The following is a 19,569-nucleotide window of genomic DNA, read 5'->3' as shown; positions in this document are numbered from 1 at the left end:
TATTTTTACCAAAATTGCTTTTTCAATGTCTAAATACAAATACAGCCTTCTTCTTTTAATTATATTGTTTAGCTTTTCCTGTACTTCAGATTCAGGTGAAAATGATGATGATGGAGTGGTTGGAATAGATAAAACAGCCAATTTGCAAGGTTTGGGAGATTCAGCTTCCCACCTTTTAAGCGATGCTGAATTCACTTCAATGAATATAGAAATTGTTTATGTTAACGGGTATGCTCCTAACCAGGCAGCTCTATCAAATTTTAAAAGTTTTCTTGAAGAACGAACTTTTAAACCCGATGGTATAAATATTAGTTTAAGAGCAGTTTCTTCATCTGGCAAAGCTCCTTTTTCTATAGAGGAAATTGTAGAAATAGAAAAAGAAACCCGTACTGTGTACAATGCGGGAGATGAAATTGCGGTGTATATTTATTTTGCTGACGGAAAAAGTGAAAAAGACGAAGAAAATAAATTCACCCTGGGTTCAGCTTTTAGAAATACATCTATGGTGATTTTCGGAAGAACTATTGAAGATTTTGCGGCAAGGCCTAACGCTCCGATTGAAAGTGATATAGAAGCAGCAGTTTTAAACCACGAATTTGGGCATTTATTTGGCCTGGTAGATATTGGTACCGAACCGCAATCTGACCATAAAGATGATGATAACGAAGGCCATTGCAATGTTCCCGACTGCCTGATGCGCGCTTCTATAGAATTTGGAAGCGGAATTATTGATGAAATTGAAGGAGGGCGTATCCCACAATTAGGAATGCACTGTATTAGAGATCTGCAAGCTGCCGGGGGACGATAGTTTTGAATCTTTGTCAAGTTTAACTCCTTGTCAAGCTGAACTTTTTTCAGCTCCTAACCTGTTTAGAACTACAAACAACAAACATCTTAGGTCCTGAACCAAGTTCAGGATGACGATTAAATACTCCTATACCCTTACAATCTAATTCGCTACTTCACTTATAAATTTAATGCGGTATAACCTAAGTTCTTCATCGTCATAATCGCCATCAAATTCCTGGATGGCTTCATCTATTTTATCGGTTTCAGCTTCCAGAAAATATTCATGAATTTCTTCCTGCTGATCTTCATCTAAAATATCGTCTATCCAGTAATTTATATTCAACTTGGTTCCGCTGTAAACAATTGCTTCCATTTCTTTGATGAATTCCTTCATCTCCATTCCTTTGGCAGAAGCAATATCATCTAAAGGTAATTTGCGGTCTACGTTCTGAATTATATATAATTTTAAAGCTGAATTTGCTCCGGTAGATTTCACCACCAAATCGTCTGGACGAACAATCTCATTTTCATCTACATAACGCTGAATAAGTTCTACAAACTCTTTCCCAAACTTTTTGGCCTTGTTTTCGCCTACTCCAAAAATATTGGTAAGCTCTTCAATATTTACCGGATATTTTATAGCCATATCTTCCAGCGAAGGATCCTGGAAAACTACAAAAGGAGGCACCTCGTTTTTTACTGCTACTTTTTTCCGAAGATCTTTCAGCATTTTCACCAGGGTTTTATCGACCCCAGAACCTCCCGACTGACTTGCAGTAGGAACAGCTTCAGTAGTACTATCAAAAATATGATCATCTGTCATCATAAAAGAAGTTGGATTCTCTAAGAATTCTTCTCCTTTAGAAGTAAGTTTTATTACGCCATAGGTTTCTATATCTTTCTTTAATAAACCGGCTACCAAAGCCTGCCTAATTAAAGCCATCCAGTATTTCCCATCCCGGTCTTTTCCCTTTCCAAACAGTGGGTGAGCATCGGTTTTATGTGATAAAATAACCGCATTAGATTTTCCTATAAGTGTTTTTACAACTTCTTTAGATTTGTATAATTGCTTTGTTTCTTTTATTGTTTTTAAAAGTAATTCTACCTCTTTGCCAGCCTCATGTTGCTTTTTAGGATACCTAACGTTATCGTCCATAGTGGCGCCTTCGCCGGTTTCGCTGTCAAACTCTTCCCCAAAATAATGCAAAATGAACTTTCGGCGGGAAATGGAAGTTTCTGCATAGGCAACTACCTCCTGAAGTAAAGCGTGACCAATTTCCTGTTCGGCTACTGGTTTTCCGCTCATAAATTTTTCGAGCTTTTCAATATCTTTATAAGAATAGAAAGCCAAACAATGGCCTTCGCCACCATCTCTTCCTGCCCGACCGGTTTCCTGGTAATAACTTTCTATACTTTTTGGAATATCATGGTGAATCACAAACCGAACATCTGGTTTATCTATTCCCATCCCAAAGGCAATAGTAGCCACCACAACATCAATTTCTTCCATAAGAAACTGGTCCTGGTGTCTGCTTCGGGTTTTGGCATCCAGCCCCGCGTGGTAGGGTACGGCATTAATCCCGTTAACCTGCAGTGTTTGTGCGAGCTCTTCAACCTTTTTCCTGCTTAAACAATAGATAATCCCAGATTTACCGCGGTGCTGTTTGATAAAACGGATAATATCCGCATTAACATTTTTGGTTTTTGGCCGTACCTCGTAATATAAATTCGGTCGGTTAAAACTCGCTTTAAAGGTATTTGCATCTGGAATACCAAGATTCTTCAAAATATCTTCCTGTACTTTTGGAGTCGCTGTAGCCGTAAGGGCAATAATTGGAATATTATCGCCTATACGTTTTATGATACTTCGTAAATTTCGATATTCTGGTCTAAAATCGTGACCCCATTCACTTATACAATGCGCCTCATCTATAGCCAAAAAAGAAATCTTTTGCTGTTTTAAAAACTCAACATGATCTTCTTTGGTAAGTGATTCAGGTGCTACATAAAGCAGCTTGGTAACACCGTTAGCGATGTCTTCCTTAACCTGTTTTACTTCGGTTTTATTCAAAGAGGAATTTAGCACATGCGCAACGCCGTGCTCTGCAGAAATACTACGTATAGCATCTACCTGGTTCTTCATTAAAGCGATAAGGGGCGAAACCACAATTGCCGTTCCTTCTTCAATCAACGCAGGGAGTTGGTAACATAGGGATTTCCCTCCTCCGGTCGGCATTACCACAAACGAATTATTTTTATTCACTATACTGGTAATCACCTCTTCCTGAAGGCCTTTGAATTGACTAAACCCAAAGTACTTCTTTAGCTGTTGGTGTAAATCAATTTCCGTCAAACTCATTCAATTGTGTTACAATTTTACATACATTTGCATAACTAAAGATACATATTTCTTTAAACTCACAATCCTTAATTTTATCTAAATTTGAAACTGAAGGAAAAAATCCTTATTGCTGCAAAAGAAACCATTTCCATTGAGGCCAAAGCAATTGCAAACCTGGAAAATTTTATTGATAGTGAGTTTGCCGAAGCCGTAGAAAAAATATATAAAGCTAAAGGAAGGGTAATTGTAACCGGCATAGGAAAAAGTGCCGTAATTGCCACAAAAATAGTAGCTACACTTAATTCTACCGGCACACCTGCAATTTTTATGCACGCTGCAGACGCTATTCACGGAGACCTGGGAACCATACAAAAAGACGATGTCGTAATTTGTATTTCTAAAAGCGGAAATAGCCCTGAAATAAAAGTACTGGTACCTTATATTAAGGATTTCAATAATCTACTTATAGGAATTACGGCCGATAAAGAATCTTTTCTTGGAAGGGAATCTGACTATGTATTGAATTCTTATGTAGAAAAAGAAGCCTGCCCAAATAACCTGGCACCTACAACAAGTACAACGGCACAAATGGTTATAGGAGATGCTTTGGCAATTTGTCTTTTAAAATTGAAAGGATTTTCAAGAAAGGATTTTGCAAAATACCATCCCGGTGGTTCGCTTGGTAAAAAACTTTACCTGAGGGTAAGCGATATTACCGCACAAAATATGAAACCCCGGGTTTCACCAGAAACTTCAGTTACCGATGCAATAATAGAAATTTCAGAAAAAATGCTTGGAGTTACCGCAGTAATTGAAAACAATAAAATTATTGGTATAATCACAGATGGAGATATTAGGCGAATGCTTAAAAACAATACCGAATTCAAAAATCTTACAGCAAGAGATATTATGAGTCCCGCGCCAAAAACCATAGACCACGATTCCCTGGCGGTAGACGCTTTAGAAATGCTGGAAGAAAATAAAATATCCCAGTTACTTGCCCTGGATAACCAAACCTACGCGGGTGTAGTACATATACATAACCTAATTCGAGAAGGAATTTTATAATGAAGCAAATTGGCACCCCTGAACCAGAGATGTCCTTTTTGGACCATTTAGAAGATTTAAGATGGCATCTAATAAGATCTGTTGTAGCAATTGTTGTGGCAGGCTCTATAGCTTTTCTTTTAAAGGGATTTATCTTTGACGTATTACTTTTTGGCCCCAGTAGAGGCGATTTTTTCTCTTATGATATTCTTTGCCGAATTTCTACTTCGCTTGGCTTAGATGCCGGTTTCTGTTTTGACGAGATGCCGTTTAGAATTCAAAGTAGAACCATGGGCGGGCAATTTTCAGCCCACGTCTGGACCTCTATAACGGCAGGGTTTATTATTGCTTTTCCCTATGTAATATACCAGTTTTGGTTATTTGTGGCCCCGGCAATGCACGATAATGAACGCAAACATGCCAAAGGATTTATATTTATTACTTCCCTGTTATTTTTTATAGGAGTAATTTTTGGTTACTATGTGGTTACGCCATTATCTATAAATTTCCTCGGAAAATATCAGGTCAGTGAAACGGTTTTCAACGATTTTGATTTGGGTAGTTATATAGGTTTGGTTAGAGCTTCAGTACTAGCCAGCGGACTTATTTTTGAACTCCCTATTGTGATTTATTTCCTTACCCGGGTTGGAGTGGTAACGCCACAATTCCTAAAAAAATACCGAAAATATGCTTTGGTAATTGTGCTAATTCTTTCAGCAATAATCACCCCTCCAGATATTGTTAGCCAGATAATTGTGGCAATTCCGGTATTGATACTTTATGAAGTAAGTATTATTATTTCAAAAGTAATCTACAAACAAGAACAAAGAAAATTTAATAAAAAATAGCTATGATTAATAAAGTTGACGAATTCAATGCTTACCGTCAGCAGATGAATGATAAAATTCTTGGTGAGAACAATAAAGTACTCAAAAGGATTTTTAATTTAGATACCAACGCTTTTACAGAAGGCGCGGTAGATAAAAAAACAAAAGAATTATTAGGCCTTGTTGCCTCATTAGTTTTACGTTGCGACGATTGTGTAAAATACCACTTAGAATCCAGTTACAAAGAAGGTTTATCCCGAGAGCAGGTTATGGAAACCCTGAGTATTGGAACTTTAATTGGAGGTACAATTGTAATCCCTCATCTGCGTCGTGCCCACGAATACTGGGAAGCCTTAGAGGAATCTAAAGAATAACAGGCTGGCATAAAAAATGTAACTTAGCTCTAAAATGCTATTTGAATGAAATTACGCGCCGAGAATTTAGTTAAAGCCTATAAAGGAAAAGAAGTTGTAAAAGGAATCTCGCTGGAAGTAAACCAGGGAGAAATTGTTGGATTACTGGGACCAAACGGTGCCGGTAAAACCACTTCTTTTTATATGATTGTGGGTCTAATAAAGCCAAATTCCGGAAAAATTGTTTTAGACCAGGTTAATATCACTAAATATCCAATGTACAAAAGAGCACAGCACGGGATTGGATATTTAGCCCAGGAAGCTTCGGTTTTCAGAAAACTTAGTATTGAAGACAATATTATGAGTGTACTGGAACTCACAGATCTTTCTAAAGAAGAGCGTCACCATAAAATGGAAACCCTAATTGAAGAATTCGGTTTAGGCCATATTCGAAAAAACCGTGGTGACCTTTTAAGTGGTGGAGAGCGCCGCCGTACCGAAATTGCCCGTGCCCTCGCAACCGATCCTAACTTTATTCTTCTCGACGAACCTTTTGCCGGCGTAGATCCCGTTGCTGTAGAAGATATTCAAAGAATTGTAGCACAGTTAAAGGATAAAAATATCGGGATTCTTATTACCGATCACAACGTGCAGGAAACCCTGGCGATTACCGACAGAACTTACCTGATGTTTGAAGGAAGCATCCTAAAGCACGGCCAACCCGAAGAACTCGCCGAAGACGAAATGGTGAGAAAAGTTTACCTGGGACAAAACTTTGAGTTAAGAAAAAAGAAGTTATTTAAGTAAAAACTACAAAAGAACGTCATGCTGAACTTGTTTCAGCATCTATTACGAAACAACCTATACCCTGAAACCAGTTCAGGGTGACGATACGATCTGCGTTAAAAATAAAATATAAAAAGTATACCTACATTAAAAACCTTTATCATACCTCCTCATTCTTCGGAAAAACCACCGATAAAATCACATAACTAAAAATAATTAAGGTTACGGCTACAAACTGAAATACCAGGGTTAACACCAAACATAATAAAAGAAAGAAGTATCGTACTTTATTATCGGCAAATCCCCAGTTTTTAAATTTAAGGGCAAAAAGTTTTATTTCGGCATTTAAGAGATAACAACTAAGAAGCGTAATAGCAATTAAAAACCATTCATTTAAAATTAAACCGGTTAAAAAACTATCGGGTTGATAAGTTAAAATAAGTGGAAAACTTAAAACCAGTAGTGCATTTGCCGGAGTGGGAACGCCAATAAATGAATCGGTTTGACGATCATCTACATTGAATTTCGCCAGTCTGTAAGCCGAGGCTAAAGAAATGAGCAAACCAATTAAAGCAAGCGTATTAAAATTCCAATCCCACCAACCGGTATTCACTTCCCAACCCGTGTTTTCTACCCCCGAATTTCCCGGCAAGGCGTTATCTAGCAATTGATACATTACAATTCCCGGCACTACTCCACTGGTAACAACATCGGCTAAAGAATCAAGTTGCAACCCAATATCACTGGAAACTTTTAAGCTTCTGGCTGCAAGCCCATCAAAAAAATCGAAGAAAATTCCTCCGGCTACAAAAATAGCGGCCATAATGAGACTCCCCTGTACAGCGAAAATAACCGCGATGGTTCCGCAGAGAAGATTTAAAAGCGTAATTAAATTCGGAATATGTCTTTTTATGCTCATAGATTGCTCATAGATTGATTTCTGAAACACTAAACTAATCAATTGCCACCTGTTTCTACAAGTTTTTTTAATTTCAGAAAGAACAATTACAAAAGCTTTAACTTCAAAGAAATTATTAAAATCCAAATAAAGATGACTGATTTTTTTTGCAAATCGTCATTCTGAATTTATTTCAGAATCTAAGATGTTGATAATCAAACCATGTTAGAAGCTGAAACAAGTTCAGCTTGACGAAATCTGGCGTTTCACACAACCTCGGGAATCGGAAAAAAATCTTGACCTTCGGTACAAGCCCGCCATTCCGGGCAGGTGTCGGGAATTAATCCCTCAATGAAGGATTAAAATATAATAGTTTGCTATTTTTGAACAGAATTCCCTAAGTATGAAAAACCTTCTTTATGCAATTTCAAGCGGACTTTTATTAGCATTTGCCTGGCCAACTTATGGCTTTCCTTTGCTTTTATTTTTTGCCTTTGTCCCAATGCTCTATGCAGAATTTAAAGTTAGAAATTCAAAAAAGAAATATATTAAATGGAGGGTGCTTGGCTTGGCTTATCTAAGCTTTTTCCTCTGGAATCTCATTACAACATACTGGCTCTATTTTTCTACCGCATTTGGCGGTGCTTTTGCCGTCCTGGTAAATTCCCTCCTAATGGCACTGGTATTTTTGCTCTATCATATAGTAGCAAAACGTACCGGATTTAGCGCTGCATCAGCCTTTTTGGTTAGTATTTGGATAGTTTTCGAAAAACTGCATCTCGCCTGGGAATTTTCCTGGCCCTGGTTAAACCTGGGAAATGCTTTTTCTGAATTCCAAAACTGGGTGCAGTGGTATGAATATACAGGAACCTTTGGCGGCACACTTTGGGTTTGGCTCGCCAATATCGCTTGCTTTAAAGCGGTATTACTCTACAAAGAATTCAAGTATAAAGATTTTATTTACCGTGGAATCTTCAAAATTGTATTACTGATTTTAATCCCTATTGGTGTTTCCTATTTATTATTAAGCCAGGTTGAAGAAAAAGGAGAAACGATGGAAGTGGTTATCCTGCAGCCAAATATTAATCCGTATACCGAAAAATACAATACCACCGATACACGGATTGGCGAGTTACTACTGAAGCTCAGTGAAGAAAAAGTGAGTGAGAAAACTAAACTTATTTTAGCTCCAGAAACCGTTTTTGCCGATGGAACCGTGCTGCCAAATTTTGAACAATCTGAAGCAGCTTTTTTCTCCAGACAACTTATAAATAAATATCCTCAAACTAATTTTCTTAGTGGGATTTCTTTTTATGAAAGGTTCAGTGATCCGGCAAAAGTTAGGGAACAAAGCAATCAATTAGGGCCAAACGTCTGGTATGATGATTATAATTCGGCTTTTTTAATGAATACGGAAGATATTCCGCAGCTTTATCATAAATCTAAACTCGTAGTTGGCGTAGAGAACTTTCCTTATCAGGAAATCCTGAAACCTATTTTAGGTGATGTTATGATAGATCTCGGTGGCACCGTAGCGATGAAGACCACACAGGAAGACCGGGAAGTTTTCGCTTTGGATAATAATTCGGCTACGGGCCCCATTATTTGCTACGAATCCGTTTATGGAGAATATGTAACAGGATATGTAGAAAATGGCGCAGATTTTCTTAGCATTATTACGAACGATGCCTGGTGGGGAAACTCACAAGGCCACAAACAGCATCTTAGTTATGCTAAATTACGTGCCATAGAAACCCGTCGCGATGTAGTGCGAAGTGCAAATACTGGGATTTCAGCATTTATCAATCAAAAAGGAGAAATCACAAAAAGTCTGGGTTATGAGGAACAAGGCAGCATCAAGGCTGATATTCATCTTAATTCAGAAAAAACTTTTTACGTAGAATATGGAGATTATTTAGCGAGAGTAGCGCAATTCCTGGCTTTGTTTATTTTTCTCTTTGCGATAGTAAAGTATAAACGAAACAGGCCTTCATAAAGCTTTTCATGCTTACTGCTATTGCGCACTGCCAACTGAGAACTGAACTATTGTCCCCGGAAAAAAATTACCGTGCTTAAGGTTTTCAGGATAATATTCAGGTCAAGAAAAATTCCGCGATGTTTTATGTAATAGAGATCATACTGAAGCTTTACCAGGCTATCGGTATGGCAATTCCCATAATCTGCTTTTACCTGCGCCCAACCGGTTAAACCCGGTTTTACCACGTGTCGCGTTTCGTAAAAAGGGATTACTTTAGATAATTCATTCACAAAAACCGGCCTTTCCGGTCTAGGCCCAATCAGGCTCATTTCACCTTTTAATACATTATAAAACTGCGGGATTTCATCTAGACGAGACCTTCTTAAAAACTTTCCAAAGCGAGTAGTGCGTAAATCGTTCTTTTGGGCGTATTGAGGTCCGTTAGGTTCGGCATCCTTTACCATAGTTCTTAACTTCAAAATCCTGAAAACTTCTCCATATTTACCAATCCTTTCCTGCCTATAAAAAAGGGATCCACGGTTTCCCAGAAAGTTAGCTATTAAAATAATTGGCAGCATTAGTATCAAAAAAGTTAGCCCTATTATCGCGATAATAATATCGAATATTCTAAAGAAAAATTGATAAAATTTATTCTGATTACTTCGGCTAAAAGGAAAATATCGGTAAAAATCTTTATCTACGTGCTGCACGGGAATGCGCTGGGTAATTTCTTCGTAAACCTGTGTATAATCTTTAATAGGAAAACCCGCCTTCAGCAAAACACTTAACTGGTTATACAATGGCAGCATCAAACCTTCTTTGTAGCCACTGGCCACCACAATTTCGTTTATATGATGCTCTTTAATAGCTTCTGTAAGGTCTTCCACCTCAAACCTAATCAGCTTATCTTCATCTATTTCTGAAGAAATCCGGTCTTCGGTTTTAATATAACCCACCACCACGTAATTCGGATCAGATTTTTGAAGATCGGAGCTAATAAGGTTTATATCAAAAGAATTGCCTACCACCAGTACCCGCTTATAAAACCTTGGAGAAGAAATTAAAGTAATATAAACCAGTCGCCATAGTAACAGCGGAATCAAAATTGCGAGAAAGAAAAAGAGAATTTGCAAGCGATTTTCAGGCAAACTTGGCGTTAAAAAAGGCGTAAGGATATAGAACAAAACCGTTGCTCCAGAGCTTAACAATGAGTTCTGCAATACGCTATCAAAATTTGACGCTTTTTGAAGATCGTAGAGTTCAAAAATGCTGGCAAAAAGATTAAAATAAAGGAGTAAAACGAGGGTCCAATACCAGTTTTGTGAATCTATTCTAAAATAATCGAATTCAAAGATAATTCCTATCAGGCTGAGACAGGTTAAAATACAAAGCGAGTCTAACAAACGTAGTAATACCTTACGCTCAGAGATTTCAAAATGTACAAGTGGCCGTTGGGACATAGCTTACCTACTTACGGGCTAAAGATAGAATTTTTTTGATTTCTACCATTCTTATTACAGGAAAATGAAACAGGAGTATTTTGGCCACAAAGGCACGAATATCTTTTTGCTTAAAATGAAGAAACCCACCAACTTTTACGCTGTGCGGAAAAAATCAGATACTTTCCGGAAAGACCTGGTTTCGTCAAGCTGAACTTGTTTCAGCTTCTAACATGTTATTACTTAAAACAGCTTAGATCTCCGAAAAAATTTCGGAGCAGGCTCTGAAAAAGTTCAGGATGACGTCTATTATTTACTTTTTAGGCAGCTTTTTTTATATAATACAGCCAGAGAAGCGAATATTTATACTAAAACTTCTTTCCAATCCTTTTTCACAATTTCCCAATCAAATTTTTCTGCCTGCTGTCGGGCATTTCTGCTAATTTTTTCGGCTAAATCCTGGTTTATAAGTAATTCTTTAATGGCACTTAGCATTGATTCCTTATCATCTGGCGGCACCAGCAAACCTGTTTTTTTATCCTGAAGTAAGTAAGGAATCCCACCTACATTTGTAGAAATGATTGGGAAACCTAAAGCCATTGCTTCAATTAGACTTACAGGGGTGTTATCTACATTAGTTGTATTTAGAAAAATATCATATCCTTCTGAAAGTGCGATCCATTCAGACTTGCTTAATTTTCCAGTGAATTTTACCGGTAACTTATTTTTTTTAGCATAATTCACGCATTCCTTATAAGAATCGTCTTTTTCAGGACCCACCATACAAAGTTCGGCTTCAGGGAATTCTTTTAAAAGTTTTTCCAAAACCTGGAGTGCAAGTATCGGATTATAGATCTCAGCAAAAGCACGAACCCAAAGGAGTTTTGGTTTTAAGACTTTCCTCGGCTTAAACGGATAATCTTTTAAAAAAATAGAATTCGGAATATATTTCAGATTTGTAAATCCTGCTTTGTGAAATATGTCAAAAAGATAGCGTGAAGGCGCAATATTTTGTTTAGCATTCTTAAATAAGGAGGTAGATAGTTGAGGATTTTTTTTTAATCTCATCGGAAGTTCACCACCGTGGAGTAAAAGAATATAATCGAGCTGTAAATTTCTACAAAGTTGGGCCGCCAGCACTGCATACCAGAAATTTCGCGTACTGTAGGTATCAATTAGCACATAATCTACCCAGGTTTTATTTTTAATAATAGAAGTTAACATTTCAGATAACCTCAGCACCTGATTTTTATGGGAAGATGAAGTTTTTACTTCAAAACCTTCATTTTTTAATAATGGAGATAATTTATCTATAAAAGTTGGCGCCCCGCCCCGGTCTTCCAGTTCATTGCCTATATAAAGCAGTTTTTTCATCTGTTTATATTTTTAACCCAAGGTTGGAATTAGGAACAAATTTATAATTATACTTCGGCTTGTGGCCAATCTTTGGGTCCAGCATTGTGGTGGTTTCATGAATTGAGCACTCTATTCCAATCGGTTTTTACTTTTTCCCAGGCAAAATTTTCAACTTTTTTTCGGGCATTTTCGGTAAGAGATTGTGCTTTTTCCGGGTTTTTTATAAGCCTATCAATTCCGGCAGCCATATCCTGGGCATTATTCACCGGTACCAGTAAGCCATCATCATTATTTTTAATAAGAACAGGCATTCCTCCAACATTTGTGGAAACCACTGCCAGCCCGAGGCTCATTGCTTCTATAACACTAATGGGAGTATTATCTATATTTGTGGTGTTGATAAAGAAATCGTAGTTTTTTGAAAGTTTTGCCCAGGCTTTTTTCTTCAATTTCCCTTTAAACTCAATGTCAAGTTGATTTTTGGCGGCAAACTTCTTACAGGTTTTCATCGTTCCGTCCTTATCGGGTCCCACCATACAAAGTTTGGCGTTTGGATAATCTTTTTTCAACAATAAAAGCACTTCTAAAGCCATTACCGGATTATAGCGTTTCTGAAAACGTCTAACCCACAATAATTTAGGCTGAAAATCTTCCCGTTTTTTAAAGGGATAATTTTCCATCTGAATCGCATTCGGAATAATTTTGGTATTATTAAAACCTTCAGCCTTAAAAATATCGTACAAAAATTTAGAAGGCGCTATATTGATTTTCGCCTTTCCAAAGAGACTCTTACTATATTTTTTGGAAGCGTGTAAGCGTTCCGGAAGGTTACCACCGTGTAAAATGGGTATATATTCTAAATTGTATGCCTGGCAGGTTTTAGCCACCAGATAGGCATAGTAAAAGTTCATCGCCCCATAAGTATCAATAAGCACCACATCGGTAGTTTTATGAAAGCGAACAATAAGTCCGAGCATTTCGATTAAACGCAGACCTTTGTTGCTTCGGGTAGAAGCTGTTTTAACCTTATAACCTTCCTTACGCAGCATTTTACTAAAGAAAGAAATATAGGTAGCCGTAAAGCTATTAATCTGTAAGTCGTTTCCTATGTACAGGATGCTTTTTGTCATCTACTATATATAATAAAGCCAGTCCATAAACGAAGCCCGGTAGGGCAATTCGCATAGCCGAATGATTAATGGTTAAGAACCAAAATGCTAAGAACGCCAAAAAATAATAATTGTTCTTAAACTTTGTCCAGAAAATTATAGGAACTAAGATAAGAATTAGAATCGCAACCAATCCTAGAAGTCCATGTTCTGAGAGCAATCTACTAATTTCATTGTGTGAAGCCGTGGCAGTTCCGGTCATTTCACTTCGCATTCCTTTTCCCTTTCCAACGCCGATCCCAATTACGGGATTATAATAAAATCCCTGGAGCTCGGTAATAATAAGCTCCGTTCTACCTGTAGTTATATCATCTTCCAGTCTTCCGGCTGCATCCCTGTTGGTATATCTATTTACAATAAGGCCTTCGGTTTTAACAGCAGTAAACAACCATATAATAACACCAACTACCGCAAAGAGCCCCATTTTAAATACGATCTTGTTTTGTTCTTTGCTATCCTGTTTATAAAAATATACCACTACAAAAGCCATGATACAAATTACCGCAGTTAAAACTCCTCCCCGGGAGAAAGTTATGATAGCGCGATAACTCATTAGTGCAAGCAAACCCAGATCTATAAAATTTATTGTTTTATTCTTAATGAGAAAAAAACGCGTAAATAGAATTATTGCCCCCATTCCCATGACCGTAGAAATCTGATTAGGCCCATAACCACCCGAAGTTGCGTAATTAGAGTTTGTGCCACTCATTAAAGCTTCTCCAATACTTGGTGTATATAAGAACAAATAGATCATATTTGCTATTAGCGGAAGTAAAAGCATTAACAAAACATAATTAAACTGCGTTTTAGTTATCTTCTTATAATAGCAGTATAATGCTGACACTCCTAAAGTCACCGGACCGCTAAGATTAAAAGCTACAGCTTTTCTAAAAACCACATCATACTCTAATGTAAACGAAGCGACGACCACACCAGGGAAAAGAATAAGGAGATAAAACCAATACGAGACAGTTTTTACCGAAGTTCCTTTGTAAAACATTCCAATGAGAAGAAACAAAATGACGGAATATTTACCGGTTTCATAAAAAACCATAGAACCGGTCATACGATAAAAAACCTCAGCCCCGGAAATATAGGCCGCTGCCATTAGGGCTTCATTATTTTTATTTTCTTTTAGAATGACATAAAATATCCAAAAGCCTAACGTACCGAATAACAAAAACTGGCCCGCCGGTCTATACATATATACCACCACTGCTATCAAAAGATGAAGCAATAGTAATTTTAGATAGTTTATGTATTCTAGTTTTTTAATAGGGTTTCCTTTTATATATAATCTCAGGATGAAATCATCGAATAAATTTTAATATTCTAGAACCTGTTTATTTACTCACTTGTTTCAATAAGATTTCGCTTGAATAAACTTAAATTCTTTTGTAGAAATTAAGTAAATCTAATCTATAGGAATTTTCTCCAAATCGAGAACTTATTCTACTTTTTAGTTCTGCTCCTTTAAGTAAACAAAGTTCCTTATTTTCAGCAAAACTTAAAATTGCCTGAGCAAGTTCTTCGGAGTTTTTCCGATCCACCAAAATTCCGGCGTTTCCAACTACTTCTGGAATCTGCCCCACATTTGTGCATACAACCGGCAGATCGGCCATTCCATATTCCATTAATGCCAAAGGCATACCTTCCGAACGAGAGGATAAAATTCCCAGGTCCGCCTGCTTTAATATTTTAGAGATATTCTTTTGGGTTCCGTAGAAAAAGATTCTATCAGCGGCTGCAGATGAAGAAATTTCTTCCAGCACAGCTTTAGAGTAGACAGTGTCAGGATCTTCCCCTATTAAATGTAAACTAATCATCCGGTTAGATACCGCCGCTATATCGAAAGCCCTCAAGAGATTAAGATGATCTTTTTGCGGTCTTATATTTCCAACACAAATAATCTTAAACCTGTCAATTTCTCCTTTTAATTTAGGAAATGGACTTTTTATTCCATTTTCAACAATAAAGTTATTTAAATGAATTACCCGTTCAGCCTTCAGTGTTTTTTCGGCCCATTTTTTTAAAACTTTATTTACAGATATAATTCCGTCAAAATATCCTGAAAGTGGCTTAAGCACTTTTATGTTTCTTGCTTCCAAATTTTCACTTTCCCCATAATGATCATGCCATACGAGTTTTACTTCATTCGATAACTTCATCAACACTCCCAAAAACCAGGAGGTTCCATGAGCATGAATAATATCAATTTTATTCTTACGAATATATTTTGTGAATTTTAGAATCGCTTTTGGATCGAGACTGGATTTTTTATCCAAAAACAGGTATCCCACCTCAGGTTTTAATTCTTCTTTTAGTAAACCTTCCTGCCGTGTACAGCAAATGAAAGATCCATTCACGAATGGCTCTAACGAATTAGCGGTATTAACCGCCATTCGCTCTGCACCACCGGGGCGTAAACTATCAATTAATTGCAGTACTCTTAATGGTTCCCGGTTTGGGGTTTCTCGATGAATGTTATCCGTTGTGGGTTGTGGGTTTTCGTTTCTCCGTTTGGTGTTTGGCGCTTGTTGTTTGGAGTTATCGTTTGTGAGTTCTCGGTTGTAGGTTATGGGTTGTTGGTTGTGCTTTCCTAAAACTTTCTGGATTGCCTTTTCAAATTTTTCTAAAGTATATTGCTGACTCCATTCCTGGGCGGCAATAGACATTTGCTTCAGTTTTTCTGGATTCTCTATTAGGCTGATTATTTTTGACAAGTCTTTTTCAGAAAAACCTATTCTCGATACATCCCGACTCACGTCGGAACACTCGAACTGACGGCCTTTCTGAGATTTATCTGAATGTATATTATTTAGTAAAATCCCTCTCTTCTCTCTACTCTTTATTCTCTGATCTATACCCGGAATTATTATACCCCGCTCCCCGTAATTTAGCATCCAGGGCACACAAGAAACAGGCATAGCGAGGGGAATACAGCCATACCACATCCCTTCCGCCAGGGCTTTAGGCCAGCCCTCGCTATCTGAGAGTAAAACAACAAAATGTGCTTTTTTATAAGCCTGCTTTAATTCTTCCAGACTTTTACGACCTTTTAGTTTTACGAGATATTGGAGTTCTTTCTTTTGAATATACGATCTTAAAGAATCTTCCAGTACTCCGTCACCATAAATATCAAGTTCTGAAACCACTCCCTTATTTTTAAGACTATCAATAAGTTCAATAGCTTCAGAAATTCCTTTGCCATCCACCAGATTCCCTGTAAAAATAAATTTATAAGGTTGTTTAAAATCTTTTACTATCGATTCTCTGGCTTTTTCTGAAAAACTCGCAGTAAAAAAAGGTATTATATTATCTGATTGATTCGGCCATTCCCCGTAGACCAGTACCTTGATGTTCCTACTCAAAAACCTATTACCTAAAATCCATTTCTGAAACCTATATGTCCAGGGTTGTTTAGCCTCTGGATCCCAGTTTCCTGCATATTTAACCGACTTAGGTTTCTTCGGAAAAAAGACCTGAAGAAGACATCCTATTAAACTAATATTGCCTGGACAGCGCAAATGGATATGATCTGCTTTCTGCATTACTTTAAATACAGAAAAAAAAATATAAGGTAACTTTATTAATGAAGTAAGAACCTTTCCTATTCCTGTAAAACTTATAGCTGGAACCTTGAAAAAATTAAGACTATTAGTTCTATAGGCTTCTTCATTATTTATTGGTTTTAAACTATTTTCAGGTGCAAGTATCAAGACCTCATCTACCTGCTGAAACCATATATTCATCTCTCTAATATATGGTGAATAGCTGTAGTATTTATTATTTTGTATTGAATGGGGAATATATGTAATTACAGCGAAACGCATTTATTGAAAAAGATTATAAAGATCTACAAAATTAAATTTTAAAGTTCTTTTATATTGAAAAGCCTTTTCTCCACTTGTATTTCTATCCCCGTCGTATACCATATAATATCCTTTTTCGTTTGACTGCACATCCAGGTGATGCATCCCCCGATTAAACCAGGGAATTTCTGGTTGAGGACCTAGATACATTTTGTGGGCTAAAGTTAACTCTAATTGCCCGGAATTGTTCTTCAGTTTATGTATTGAAATACCGGTTCCATATCCCAGTGTCCTGTTTTGAACAGGCAAATACCATTCTTCATCTAATTTAAAAAATCGACCTCCGGGTCTACTCTCATTCCCCCATTTCGATTTATAATTTGGATGTTCTTTCCATTTTCCATCTAAAGAATCTGCCGTGAAAAAAAGTTGTTCAAGATTATCATTTACCCCTACTATAAGGTTCAGTTCTTCACTTAATAAAATAGAAGGGTCTTTAATTCCAGTATTATGTAGTAAAGTATCTTCTACCTCCCATTCCAATGGAAATTTTCTTGCTTTATATAATAAAACATTTCCGCTTCCCTTAGTTTCCGGGAGCATATAATATTCATGCTTATATTTAAAGACTTGCGGATAAGAAAGATGAAAATCTTCATCCAGAACGATTCCCTGGTATTGATATTTATTTCCATCCTCTGATGAGAACAAAACAATATTGGCATTGCCTCTTCCCTTTAACTCTGTAAACAAATAAAATTTTGAACTATCCTGAATAAAAAAGGGATCAGCTATATAATTAATATCTTCAGGAATTAAAGCATCGATTTCTTTGTAACTAAAAATGTTGTTTTTGTCCAATTTTGGTGCAGAAAAGAACTTTTGGGTTTGCATATAACCAACTGACCAATTTCCTACGGCCGGAGTTATAAAAGGATATCTATAATTAAAGATTAAAAGGATTATCAGAATGAATAAAAAAAAACTAATAAACCATATTAAAATTTTTCTCATTTTCAATTTTCTATTTGAGGACCTGCATATGTTATAATTTCACCATCATTGAAGAATACAGTTTCACAAGGATAATTCATCTCCTTAAAAAACTCTTCAACTGATTTATAAGTTAATTCCCCCTCAACTAGATGATAGGTTGCAATACTTAAATTGGGTTTGAAATTCGAAAGCATTTTTCTTGCTCCCTTTAGGATATTTAGCTCTGCGCCTTCAACATCCATTTTAATAAAATCTATTTTTTTAATATTATTTTCCTCAACAAAATTATCAAGACTTGTAACTGAAATTATATTTTCCTGAGAATCTTCAGCTTTATAAAATGATGAAGAGGCGACACTGCCCGCTTCATAAAATTTAATTTCTCCCCTATAAGACCAAAGCCCTTCTTTAATAAGCTGAATATTTTTTGGGTTTCCATTTAAATTTAAGTTTTCGTCCAATCCTTGTAAATTCTTTCTATCGGGCTCAAATGAAAATACTTTACCAGATTTCGCTTTTTCAGCATATACCAAACTGAGGATTCCATTAAAAGCGCCAGCATCAATTACAGTATCATCTCTACCAATCTTATAATATTGTTCATAACGCTCAATTTCCTTTGTAATAAAATATAAGGGAGTGGAAGAAAAAATAGACCAAGAAGCTGTTTCTGTCTTGTAAGAATTGTTTTTAAGGCTAAACTTATATCCGGGTTGTTTTGAATTATAGTAAAAAACTTTAATTCGTTCCGTCATAAATTTGGGTAAAAATTTTATAACTCCTCTCATTAAACTGGTTTATTTATTAGCAAACTCCACCATCCTATAACTCGTCCCAGACTCTCGGTAAAAGCCTTTTTTCTTTGTGAAGTGTTAAGGACATTACTGAATCGAACTAAAGTTAATAAAAAAGCTGTAGCGTGCCATTTTATCTTCGACTTTAAACCCGGTGAAGGATATTTTACCCGCCATACATACCAACCATTCCTTATTACCATTTTGCCGTATTTAAACTGATTGGGACGACCAGATTCATTGTGATAATGATAAAGTTGTGCTGCAGTATTAACGTATAGCTGACCTAATTTTGAAGCTCTCAGGCAAAAATCCATATCTTCATAAAGGCCATAGCCTTCAAAGTAAGATGAAAATTTAATTTTATTAAAAAGATCTTTTCGGTAGGACGCCACACCCCCCATAAAACTTTCTACTTTATAGTTTTTTCCGGTAGGCGGTAGAAATCCAATGGCATAGCCATTAGAAAATTTGGGCATATATCCCGGTGGAACATCTGGCTGTAAGCCTAGCTTCTTTCTAAGCAGGTGCCTACTTCCCAATTTTCTTGTAAATCCGTCATATTCAAAATCATCAAATTTTATAACCTCCTTATCTTTTCTCCATTCTACTTCATTTTTAATATATCCCCCAACTGCCAGGGCATCAGGAAATTTTTGGTAAGTATCTAAAAGATTTTGGAAATATGTTGGAGTAATCACAATATCATCATCCAGAAAACAAACAATTTCCGAAGAAGTGACTACTCTTTCTATACCGAAATTTCGCTGCTTTGTGAGTCCCCGATTATCTTCTTCCACCTTGAAGTATTCCAGGTTTTTAATAGAATACCCTTCAAGTTCCTTTCGGGTCTCATCATTCTTAGAACCATCTATAATTAGAATTTGATTCGGAAAAAGTGTTTGTTTGGATACTGATTTAAGTAATGTTAACAAAGGTCCCGGCCTCTGGTAGGTGCAAACGATTAAGGTGAATTTCATTAAA

16 protein-coding genes are annotated in these 19,569 nt (G+C 36.6%); 6 read left to right on the top strand and 10 right to left on the bottom strand.

Going from position 1 to position 19,569, the window contains the following annotated elements; translation table 11 throughout:
* Positions 1–25 precede the first annotated feature (25 nt).
* The gene (locus AO058_RS08090; RefSeq protein ID WP_075325978.1) at positions 26–808 is read left to right on the top strand and encodes a hypothetical protein; all 783 of its coding nucleotides are present in this window, start codon (positions 26–28) and stop codon (positions 806–808) included.
* Between the two features lie 141 nt (positions 809–949).
* On the opposite strand, the gene recQ is transcribed toward AO058_RS08090, so the two are convergent.
* Positions 950–3,148: a DNA helicase RecQ gene (gene recQ / locus AO058_RS08085; protein WP_075325977.1), complete on the bottom strand. Its 2,199-nt coding sequence runs from the start codon at positions 3,146–3,148 to the stop codon at positions 950–952.
* An 84-nt stretch (positions 3,149–3,232) separates the two neighbouring features.
* Between recQ and AO058_RS08080 the strand changes: the two genes are divergently transcribed.
* From AO058_RS08080 to lptB, 4 genes are read left to right on the top strand one after another with little or no spacing between them, the layout of a single operon-like run.
* Positions 3,233–4,198, top strand: a complete 966-nt coding sequence (locus tag AO058_RS08080) for a KpsF/GutQ family sugar-phosphate isomerase (protein WP_075325976.1) — start codon at positions 3,233–3,235, stop codon at positions 4,196–4,198.
* On the top strand, positions 4,198–5,025 hold the full coding sequence (gene tatC / locus AO058_RS08075) for a twin-arginine translocase subunit TatC (protein WP_075325975.1): 828 nt from the start codon (positions 4,198–4,200) through the stop codon (positions 5,023–5,025). Before AO058_RS08080 ends, tatC begins: the two co-directional genes overlap by 1 nt.
* A 2-nt stretch (positions 5,026–5,027) precedes the next feature.
* The gene (locus AO058_RS08070; RefSeq protein ID WP_075325974.1) at positions 5,028–5,378 is read left to right on the top strand and encodes a carboxymuconolactone decarboxylase family protein; all 351 of its coding nucleotides are present in this window, start codon (positions 5,028–5,030) and stop codon (positions 5,376–5,378) included.
* Between the two features lie 45 nt (positions 5,379–5,423).
* Positions 5,424–6,164 carry an LPS export ABC transporter ATP-binding protein gene (gene lptB, locus AO058_RS08065; RefSeq protein ID WP_075325973.1) on the top strand — a complete coding sequence of 247 codons (741 nt, stop codon included), beginning with the start codon at positions 5,424–5,426 and terminating at the stop codon, positions 6,162–6,164.
* Positions 6,165–6,303: 139 nt separating this feature from the next.
* On the opposite strand, the gene AO058_RS08060 is transcribed toward lptB, so the two are convergent.
* A complete protein-coding gene (locus AO058_RS08060; protein WP_075327925.1) occupies positions 6,304–7,062 on the bottom strand; it encodes a CDP-alcohol phosphatidyltransferase family protein in 759 nt (252 codons plus the stop codon).
* Between the two features lie 382 nt (positions 7,063–7,444).
* Between AO058_RS08060 and lnt the strand changes: the two genes are divergently transcribed.
* Positions 7,445–9,037, top strand: a complete 1,593-nt coding sequence (gene lnt / locus AO058_RS08055; protein WP_075325972.1) for an apolipoprotein N-acyltransferase — start codon at positions 7,445–7,447, stop codon at positions 9,035–9,037.
* Between the two features lie 47 nt (positions 9,038–9,084).
* On the opposite strand, the gene AO058_RS08050 is transcribed toward lnt, so the two are convergent.
* From AO058_RS08050 to AO058_RS08015, 8 genes are all read right to left on the bottom strand, one after another.
* The gene (locus AO058_RS08050) at positions 9,085–10,479 is read right to left on the bottom strand and encodes an exopolysaccharide biosynthesis polyprenyl glycosylphosphotransferase (protein ID WP_075325971.1); all 1,395 of its coding nucleotides are present in this window, start codon (positions 10,477–10,479) and stop codon (positions 9,085–9,087) included.
* Between the two features lie 342 nt (positions 10,480–10,821).
* Positions 10,822–11,832 carry a glycosyltransferase family 4 protein gene (locus AO058_RS08045; RefSeq protein ID WP_075325970.1) on the bottom strand — a complete coding sequence of 337 codons (1,011 nt, stop codon included), beginning with the start codon at positions 11,830–11,832 and terminating at the stop codon, positions 10,822–10,824.
* Positions 11,833–11,927: 95 nt separating this feature from the next.
* Entirely contained in the window at positions 11,928–12,944 is a 1,017-nt protein-coding gene (locus tag AO058_RS08040; protein ID WP_075325969.1) for a glycosyltransferase family 4 protein, read from the bottom strand.
* Positions 12,901–14,220 carry an O-antigen ligase family protein gene (locus tag AO058_RS08035; protein WP_232228909.1) on the bottom strand — a complete coding sequence of 440 codons (1,320 nt, stop codon included), beginning with the start codon at positions 14,218–14,220 and terminating at the stop codon, positions 12,901–12,903. The genes AO058_RS08040 and AO058_RS08035 overlap by 44 nt, the downstream gene beginning before the upstream one ends.
* 148 nt (positions 14,221–14,368) lie before the next feature.
* A complete protein-coding gene (locus AO058_RS08030; RefSeq protein ID WP_232228908.1) occupies positions 14,369–16,735 on the bottom strand; it encodes a glycosyltransferase in 2,367 nt (788 codons plus the stop codon).
* Between the two features lie 81 nt (positions 16,736–16,816).
* Positions 16,817–17,689 (bottom strand): glucosamine inositolphosphorylceramide transferase family protein, encoded by an 873-nt coding sequence (locus AO058_RS08025; protein ID WP_156858134.1) that lies wholly within the window; start codon positions 17,687–17,689, stop codon positions 16,817–16,819.
* Between the two features lie 122 nt (positions 17,690–17,811).
* Positions 17,812–18,579: an FkbM family methyltransferase gene (locus AO058_RS08020; RefSeq protein ID WP_083634153.1), complete on the bottom strand. Its 768-nt coding sequence runs from the start codon at positions 18,577–18,579 to the stop codon at positions 17,812–17,814.
* On the bottom strand, positions 18,579–19,565 hold the full coding sequence (locus tag AO058_RS08015) for a glycosyltransferase family 2 protein (RefSeq protein ID WP_075325965.1): 987 nt from the start codon (positions 19,563–19,565) through the stop codon (positions 18,579–18,581). The genes AO058_RS08020 and AO058_RS08015 overlap by 1 nt, the downstream gene beginning before the upstream one ends.
* Positions 19,566–19,569: the final 4 nt, after the last annotated feature.

It is taken from the genome of Salegentibacter sp. T436 (assembly GCF_001932675.1).
GTDB lineage: Bacteria > Bacteroidota > Bacteroidia > Flavobacteriales > Flavobacteriaceae > Salegentibacter > Salegentibacter agarivorans.
The sequence above is the reverse complement of the archived record's forward strand: the minus strand, read 5'-3'. Positions and strand labels throughout refer to the sequence as shown.